6 protein-coding genes are annotated in these 8,351 nt (G+C 34.4%); all 6 read left to right on the forward strand.

Going from position 1 to position 8,351, the window contains the following annotated elements; genetic code table 11:
- The 6 genes from O9307_RS13810 (at position 1) to queA (ending at position 7,877) form a co-directional block, all read left to right on the forward strand.
- Positions 1-2,013 carry a DUF3857 domain-containing protein gene (locus tag O9307_RS13810; protein WP_298300337.1) on the forward strand — a complete coding sequence of 671 codons (2,013 nt, stop codon included), beginning with the start codon at positions 1-3 and terminating at the stop codon, positions 2,011-2,013.
- Positions 2,013-4,001, forward strand: coding sequence for a DUF3857 domain-containing protein (locus O9307_RS13815; protein ID WP_298300339.1), 1,989 nt, complete (start codon positions 2,013-2,015; stop codon positions 3,999-4,001). The genes O9307_RS13810 and O9307_RS13815 overlap by 1 nt, the downstream gene beginning before the upstream one ends.
- A gap of 137 nt (positions 4,002-4,138) precedes the next feature.
- Positions 4,139-4,753, forward strand: coding sequence for a hypothetical protein (locus O9307_RS13820; protein ID WP_298300341.1), 615 nt, complete (start codon positions 4,139-4,141; stop codon positions 4,751-4,753).
- 196 nt (positions 4,754-4,949) lie between these two features.
- The gene (locus tag O9307_RS13825; protein WP_298300343.1) at positions 4,950-5,276 is read left to right on the forward strand and encodes a nucleotide pyrophosphohydrolase; all 327 of its coding nucleotides are present in this window, start codon (positions 4,950-4,952) and stop codon (positions 5,274-5,276) included.
- Between the two features lie 107 nt (positions 5,277-5,383).
- Positions 5,384-6,628: a 3-phosphoshikimate 1-carboxyvinyltransferase gene (aroA, locus tag O9307_RS13830; protein WP_298300345.1), complete on the forward strand. Its 1,245-nt coding sequence runs from the start codon at positions 5,384-5,386 to the stop codon at positions 6,626-6,628.
- A 199-nt stretch (positions 6,629-6,827) separates the two neighbouring features.
- The gene (gene queA, locus O9307_RS13835; protein ID WP_298300347.1) at positions 6,828-7,877 is read left to right on the forward strand and encodes a tRNA preQ1(34) S-adenosylmethionine ribosyltransferase-isomerase QueA; all 1,050 of its coding nucleotides are present in this window, start codon (positions 6,828-6,830) and stop codon (positions 7,875-7,877) included.
- Positions 7,878-8,351 lie beyond the last annotated feature (474 nt).

Raw genomic sequence — 8,351 nt, forward strand, 5'->3', positions numbered from 1 at the left:
ATGAATTTTTTTAAAAGTTTTATTGTTTGCTTAATTGCGTTAATTCACATCAATGTTTATTCGCAAGAATTAGAATTAGATAAAGTAACCATAGCCGAATTGCAAGAAAAACAACATCCAAAAGATACAACAGCAGCAGCTGCAATTCTTTTTAAAAGGGGGAAAGTGAATTTTGAATTCAGTCAAGATCAAGGATTTACAATGCTGACAGAGGTGACTACACGCATTAAGATTTACAAGAAAGAAGGATATGAGTGGGCGAATAAAAAAATTGATTTTTATAGTGTAAGCAATTCAAAAGAAGTCGTGTCTTTTTCAGATGCTATTACCTATAATTTGGTAAATGGTAAGGTAGAAAAAGCAAAGTTGAAGAGCGATGGTATATTTGAAGAAAAAGTGAATAAATATTGGAGCTCAAAGAAGATAACTATGCCGAATGTAAGCGTGGGATCTATTATAGAATATACCTATCGGGTGAAAAGTCCAAGAATTGCAGAACTTACTGATTGGGCTTTTCAAGCAAGTATTCCAGTAAATTACTCAGAGTTTAAGACATATGTGCCTGAATATTTTGTTTATAACACTAACATGAAAGGAACGATTATGCCGTTAAGAACAGTTGGCAAGTCAAGAAAGTCAATGAATTATTCTTATAGACAAGAGTTCGATCCAGGAAGAGCAGGAGGTTCAACTAGTCAAGAGAAATTAGAATTTGATGAAACTATAACAGCCTATATAGCAAAGGATTTGCCAGCATTAAAAGAAGAATCTTTTGTTAATAACATCAATAATTACATATCAAGTGTTAGTCATGAGTTATCTTCAATCCGTTATCCTAACCAACCCTATAAAAATTTTTCTACAAATTGGGAATCTGTAGCAAAAGCAATTTATGAAGATGAAGATTTTGGATCAGAGTTGAATAAAACAGGTTACTTTGAAGACGAAATCAAAGCCTTGGTTGGCTCACTGAATTCACCTGAAGAAAAGACAGTAGCAATTTTTAACTATGTGAAAAATAATGTAAAGTGGAATGGATTCCGAGGATACTATTGTGAACAAGGAGTAAGAACGGCCTTCAAAAACAAAACAGGGAATGTTGGAGATATTAACTTGATGTTAACGGCTATGTTACGTTATGCAGGTTTACAAGCTAATCCAGTATTGGTGAGTACAAGAGATAATGGTATTGCGTTATTTCCTAGTAGAACAGCATTTGATTATGTAATTGCAGCCATAGAATTTCCCAACGAATTGGTGTTGCTAGATGCTACTGCAGCTAATGCTATACCAAACGTATTGCCTACCCGTGATCTAAATTGGATGGGGCGTTTAATTAGAAAAGACGGATCTTCCTCTCAAGTAGATTTGATGCCAAAAACATTGTCTAATGACGCGATAACGATGAGCTATACAGTGGAACCCTCTGGAAAAGTTACAGGAAAAATGCAGAGACAGCTTACCAATTACAATGCCATGCTGTATAGAAATCGCGTAAATGGAGAAAATCAAGATACTTATTTGGAGAAATTAGAAAACGAAAAAGGGAAAATTGAAATCGAAGATTATAAAAGAAACAATGAAAAAGAATTGCAATTACCAGTAAGTGAAGTTTTTACTTTTAAAGGGTCTAATTTATGTGAAGTTATTCAGGATAAAATCTATATCAACCCCTTACTTTTTTATACCTATAAAGAAAACCCTTTTAAACAAGAAACCAGAGAGTATCCCATAGATTATAGTTTTCCATTTATGGATCGATATGCGGTAAATATTCAAGTTCCTGAAGGATACGTGGTGGAAAGTGTTCCTGTACCTGCAAACATAGTCATGCAAGATGATTTAGGAGGTTTTAAGTTTTTGACTAGTGTGAATGGTAAAACCATTCAACTTTCGGTGCAACATCAAATAAAAGTACCAATCGTAGCTTCTGATTATTATGAAATGCTAAAAGAATACTATCAAAAAATGATTGAAAAAGTGAACGAAAAAATCGTCTTGAAAAAAGCTTAATGATAAAGAAAATAGTCACATTGTTATTTGTCTTGAGTTTTGCAATAAATAGCAAAGGGCAAGATTTTCAATTAGGAAAAGTTACAGTCGAAGAACTCCAAGAAAAACAGCACCCCACAGATACTTCAGCGGTAGCGGCAGTTTTGTTTAAAAAAGCAAGGACGTTTTTTACATATTCTGTCAAAGCGGGATTTATTGCGAATCATGAAATTAAATATAGAATTAAAATTTATAAAAAAGAAGGGTTGAAATGGGCCACTTTTGTAGTTCCCTATTATATAGGATATGAAGAATTGACGCCCGATGTGATTAAGTTTTCAGAGGCGGTTACTTATAATTTGGATCAAGATAAAATTTTAAAGACAAAACTCACCAGCGAAGGAAGTTTTGTAGAAAAAATCAATAAATATTGGAAAAAAACTAGCGTCACTTTACCTAATGTGAAAGTAGGTTCGGTAATTGAATTTAAATATGTGCACAAATCGGAGAATATTTTTAAATTTCCAGACATGATAATCCAATACAATATTCCAGTAAACAACTTTGAATACACTACCGAAATTCCAGAAATGTACCTATACAAAAGTATACTAAATGGTTATGTTGAGGTGAATTCAACCAATGAAATCACAAAAGGATCATGTTCTTTTGAAAATGAGTTTCGTAATCAGTCCTATTTAAACTTTACACAAATAAACACTAAATATACGGTGCAAAATGTACCGGCTTTGCATGAGGAAATTTTCATCAATAACATTGAAAATTATACATCAAAAATTCAGCAAGAATTAGAAAGAGTTCGATATACAGACAAACCAGATAAAGACTATTCTATAACGTGGGAAGGAGTCTCGAAAACTATATTTAAAGAAAAAGAATTTGGAGAAGAACTACTAAAAGCCAAATATTTTGTTCCTCATGTTAGCCGCTTTTTCGAGGGGAAAACGACTCAAACTGAAAAAATGGAAGCTATTTTTAAACACGTACAAGAAAAAATGAGTTGGGATAAAACGTTTGGGGTCTACGTGGATAAAGGGGTAGAGAAAGCATATGAGGCTTCTACTGGAAATGTGGCCGAGATTAATTTTATTCTTGTTAATATGTTAAATATAGCAGGCTTAAATGCAAGCCCCGTCTTAGCAAGTACCATCGATAATGGAGCTTCAGTTTTTCCAGGACGAACGGGTTTTAATTATGTGATGGTTTCTGTAATTGCAGATGGCAAAAGTTATTTGTTAGATGCGGCTAATAAATTTACTGCCCCAAATATTTATCCATTGTCCTTAGTGAATTGGTCGGGGAGAGCGGTACAATCAGATGGAAATTCTACCGAAATAAAACTAACAGATACCGCACTTTCTAAAAGTATATTTGGAATCAATGTCAAAATAGATGCAAATGGAGTCATAAAAGGGAACTATAAAAATCAAAAGACCGATTTTGAAGCGCTAGCTTTTAGAGAAAAGAATGTAGATGTTACAACAGAAGCGCAAATTGAAAAAATAGAAAGTAAACATAATGGCTTAACTATTTCAGATTATAGTATAACAAATCTTAAAACTGATTTGTCTAAGCCAGTGTTGGAAGCGTATTCTTTTGAAATTGCTCATTCTTTTGATATTATTGAAAATAAAATGTACCTCAATCCTTTGTTGTTTTTGAAGGAATTGAAGAATCCATTTAAATCCCAAGAGAGAAAGCTGCCCATTTATTTTGGCCCCACAAAACAAGAGAAATTCATTATTAGCATTGAGATACCTCAGGGTTATATCTTGGAAAACTTGCCTGCCCCTATAAGGCTTGAAGCACAAGACAATGTGGCTGGTTTTTCATATAATGCTAAATTGGACGGAAATATATTGCAGGTTGTGGTAAGTAGTCAAATAAATAAAGTCATTGTTACTGCGGATTATTATGAAACGTTAAAAGAATTTTTTCAAAGAACTATCGATAAGTTAAACGAAAAAATCGTCTTGAAAAAATCTTAATGATAAAGAAAATAGTCAAATTGTTATTTGTCTTGAGTTTTGCAATAAACAGTAAAGGGCAAGACTTTCAATTAGAACAACCCTAACAGGGTTTTAAATCCTGTTAGGGTTAATAGAATAGATAAATAGATACTACCATGGAAATAAAACAACCGATACTTTACGGGCATTATTACCATATTTATAATCGTGGTAATAATGGTATTGATATATTTCTAGAAAACGAGAATTACTTTTATTTTCTTGGGTTGTATGCAAAATATATAGAACCTATTGCCGAAACTTTTGCTTGGTGCTTGTTGAAAAATCATTTTCATATTTTGGTGCGAATCAAAGAAAAAGTTGAAATAGAACAAAATGAGTTGACATACACCACAACCGAAAAGCCAAAAATCATTGATCCCTCTAAACAGTTCGCGCATTTGTTCAACGCTTATACACAAGCTATAAATAAACGGCATCATAGAACAGGAAGTTTATTTGAATCAACTTTTGAAAGAAAATTAGTTTCTTCGGAAGAATATTTTCAAGAATTAATATTTTACATCCATAACAATCCAGTTCATCACGGTTTTGTAAAAGAAATGAGTTTGTATCCCTGGTCGTCTTATGGTTCTATAATTTCGGATAAACCAACAAAACTAAAAAGAAAGGAAGTCGTTTCAATATTTGGAGATGTAGATAATTTTATTTTTTATCACAATCAACAACAAAATTCAAACGAAATCATTAATTTAATCATCGAATACTAATCTTTACACACCCTGACAGGGTTCAAAACCCTGTCAGGGTTAAATAAATTAAATATAACCCCTAAACCTAACAGGTATCAAAGCCCTCAAAATTCAAACGAAATCACTAATTTAATCATCGAATACTAGTCTTTACACCACCCTGACAGGGTTTTGAACCCTGTCAGGGTTAAATAAATAAATAAAATAAAAACAAATGAACCTAAAAAACGCACAATTAGACGTAGATAACTGGATTAAAGAACACGGTGTTCGTTATTTCAATGAATTGACCAATATGGCGCAACTCACTGAAGAGGTAGGCGAGGTAGCCCGAATCATCGCTCGCCGTTATGGAGAACAGTCCGAGAAAGAAAGCGATAAAAACAAAGATTTAGGCGAAGAATTGGCCGATGTGGTTTTTGTTGTATTGTGTTTAGCCAATCAAACGGGAATTGATTTGCAAGCCGCTTTTGATAAAAAAATGGATTTGAAATCTGTTCGAGATAAAAATCGTCACAAAAACAACGAAAAATTAAAATAATTAGTGAAGGCTAAATTGTGAATTGTGAGTTGTGAATTGTAAATTGCACCCCAAAAAAATAGTGGAGTTGCCTCTTTATTCGCAACTCACAACTCATATTTAAAGCCATGAATTTACAACTACATACTGCAATTTCAACACTTAAGGCTACTATTTCAATCACAGGTTCCAAAAGCGAAACCAATAGATTGTTATTGTTGCAGGCATTGTATCCCAATCTTGTATTGGAAAATACTTCGAATTCTGATGATTCAGAAGTGATGACCAAAGCCTTGCAGAATGCTCAACTTTCAGGTACAGATGCTCAACTCATAGATATTCATCACGCAGGAACTGCCATGCGTTTCTTAACAGCTTTTTTTGCAGTAAGCGAAGGAAAAGAAGTAGTTTTGACAGGCTCTCAACGCATGACGGAGCGTCCTATAAAAGTATTGGTAGAGGCCTTACAACAATTAGGCGCTCAGATAGCTTACGAAAAAGAACCAGGATTTCCACCTATTCGAATCAAAGGTCAGAAAATAACCCAATCCAAAGTTAGTATTGCTGCCAATGTAAGTAGTCAATACATTTCGGCACTTTTGTTAGTGGCACCAAAATTAGAAAATGGCATCGAATTAACCTTGGTTGGCGAAATCACCTCTGTTCCTTACATCAAAATGACGTTGGCCTTGCTGAACGAAATTGGTGTAGAAACTAAATTCGAAGAAAATGTCATCACAGTCAAACCATTAACTAAAAACTCAAAACAACAAACGCTAACAGTCGAATCCGATTGGAGTTCTGCGTCTTACTTTTTCAGTTTGGCCGCTTTGTCAAACGAAGCTACTATCGTATTGAGTAGCTATAAAGAATCGAGTTTACAAGGCGATTCGGCTTTGGTTGAAATCTATGCCAAAATGGGAGTTGACGCTCGTTTTGAAGCAAACAACCTGACCTTGGTAAAACAACCTAATTTCGAGTATCAATCTGTTACTTTCGATTTAAATAACACACCCGATATTGCACAAACCATCGTCGTTACTTGTTTAGGGCTAGGTATAGGCTGTCATTTGACGGGATTGCATACCCTAAAAATTAAAGAAACCGACCGCTTGGAAGCGCTACGAATTGAACTAACTAAATTAGGCGCGAGCATAGCAGTTACTAACGATAGTTTGACCCTAGAACCAGCTCAAGAAATACTTGAAAATATCGCCATAGATACCTATAACGACCATCGTATGGCTATGGCTTTTGCTCCTTTAGCCTTGCGCGTTCCAATCATAATCAACAATGCCGAGGTGGTTTCTAAATCGTATCCAGATTTCTGGACAGATTTAACAACTCTTGGATTTCAATCTGCTGAGGTCTAGTTTAATGCTTTAATCTACAACGCTTTTCTTTTTATTCAATTTATAAAGTAAAGCGTTGTAAAGAGGCGTGTTTGTTGCGAAAACTAAAATAAACACCAAAACACTTGACAACGCCTATCTCACAGTCGTATATTTGCAGCCAGATTTTTATTAAGGCAATAGGTCTTAATAGTTACTGCTAATATCTTAATACTCAAATATGAAATTATCTCATTTTAACTTCAATTTACCCAAAGAACTTTTAGCCGAATTTCCTGCAGAAAACAGAGACGAATCTCGTTTAATGGTAATCGATAGAAAAAAACAAACCATCGAGCACAGAATGTTCAAAGACGTAATTGATTATTTTGATGATGGCGATGTTTTAATCTTAAACAATACCAAAGTTTTCCCTGCTCGTTTGTATGGAAACAAAGAAAAAACGGGAGCTAGAATCGAGGTTTTCTTGTTGAGAGAATTGAATGCTGAACAAAGATTATGGGACGTATTGGTAGATCCAGCCCGTAAAATCCGTATCGGAAACAAATTGTATTTTGGAGATGACGACTCTTTAGTAGCTGAGGTGATTGACAATACGACTTCTCGCGGTAGAACACTACGTTTTTTATATGATGGTTCTTACGAAGAATTCAGAAATAAATTGACAGAATTGGGAGAAACACCAATCCCAAAATACATCAACAGAGAGGTAACTCCAGAAGATGCAGACCGTTACCAAACTATTTATGCTAAAGAAGAAGGAGCTGTAGCTGCACCAACAGCAGGTTTACACTTCTCAAAACATCTTTTAAAACGTTTGGAAATCAAAGGCGCAAAATTTGCCGAAGTGACTTTGCACGTAGGTTTAGGAACTTTCAACCCTGTTGAGGTAGAAGATTTGTCTAAACACAAAATGGACTCTGAAGAGTTAAAAATTACCCAAGAAGCATGTGATATTGTGAATGAAGCAAAGGCCAAGAAAAAAAGAATCTGCACTGTAGGAACTACTTCAATGCGTGCGGTAGAAAGCTCTGTTTCTTCTCAAAATACCCTAAATCCTTATGATGGTTGGACTAATAAATTTATCTTTCCTCCATACGATTTTAGTATTGCCACTTGTATGATTACCAATTTTCATACGCCAAAATCAACGTTGTTAATGATGATTTCTGCTTTTTGTGGTCACGATTTAATGCGCAAAGCTTATGACGAAGCCATCAAAGAAGGATACAAATTCTACTCATACGGAGACGCTATGTTGATTCTCTAATTGAAACTTATAAATTTTTAATCTCGTCAGCAATGGCGAGATTTTTTTTTGGGGCGTATTACGGGCTGTACATTACAATAAAGAGCACTGGCGCTAACTATTGCACCTACTGCGGGAGCTTCCGTTGGTCGCTTCCTCGTTAGGGCAATACTACAGTGCCAGCGCTTTTTATTTCCATTACCATCCCTAACGCAACTCCTTTTCAAAACACCTTTTGGCTTTAAAAGCATACTTTTTAAACACAGATTTTCACAGATAAAGACAATTAAATTTCCGTAATTACATACAATAGCAACAACTTATATGTCCTTTAATGCTTTATATGGTTTCATAACTACCCAGTTAAAAAACTTCTATGGCTCATATGTTTAAATCATCAATATAAATTGCAACGATTAAAATATTTTTCACTCCAAACTTATATGTGCTTTAATGCCTTCTATGGTTCCATAACCATTCAGTTAAAAAACTTCT

Source organism: Flavobacterium sp., from assembly GCF_027531905.1.
In the GTDB taxonomy this organism is placed as follows: domain Bacteria; phylum Bacteroidota; class Bacteroidia; order Flavobacteriales; family Flavobacteriaceae; genus Flavobacterium.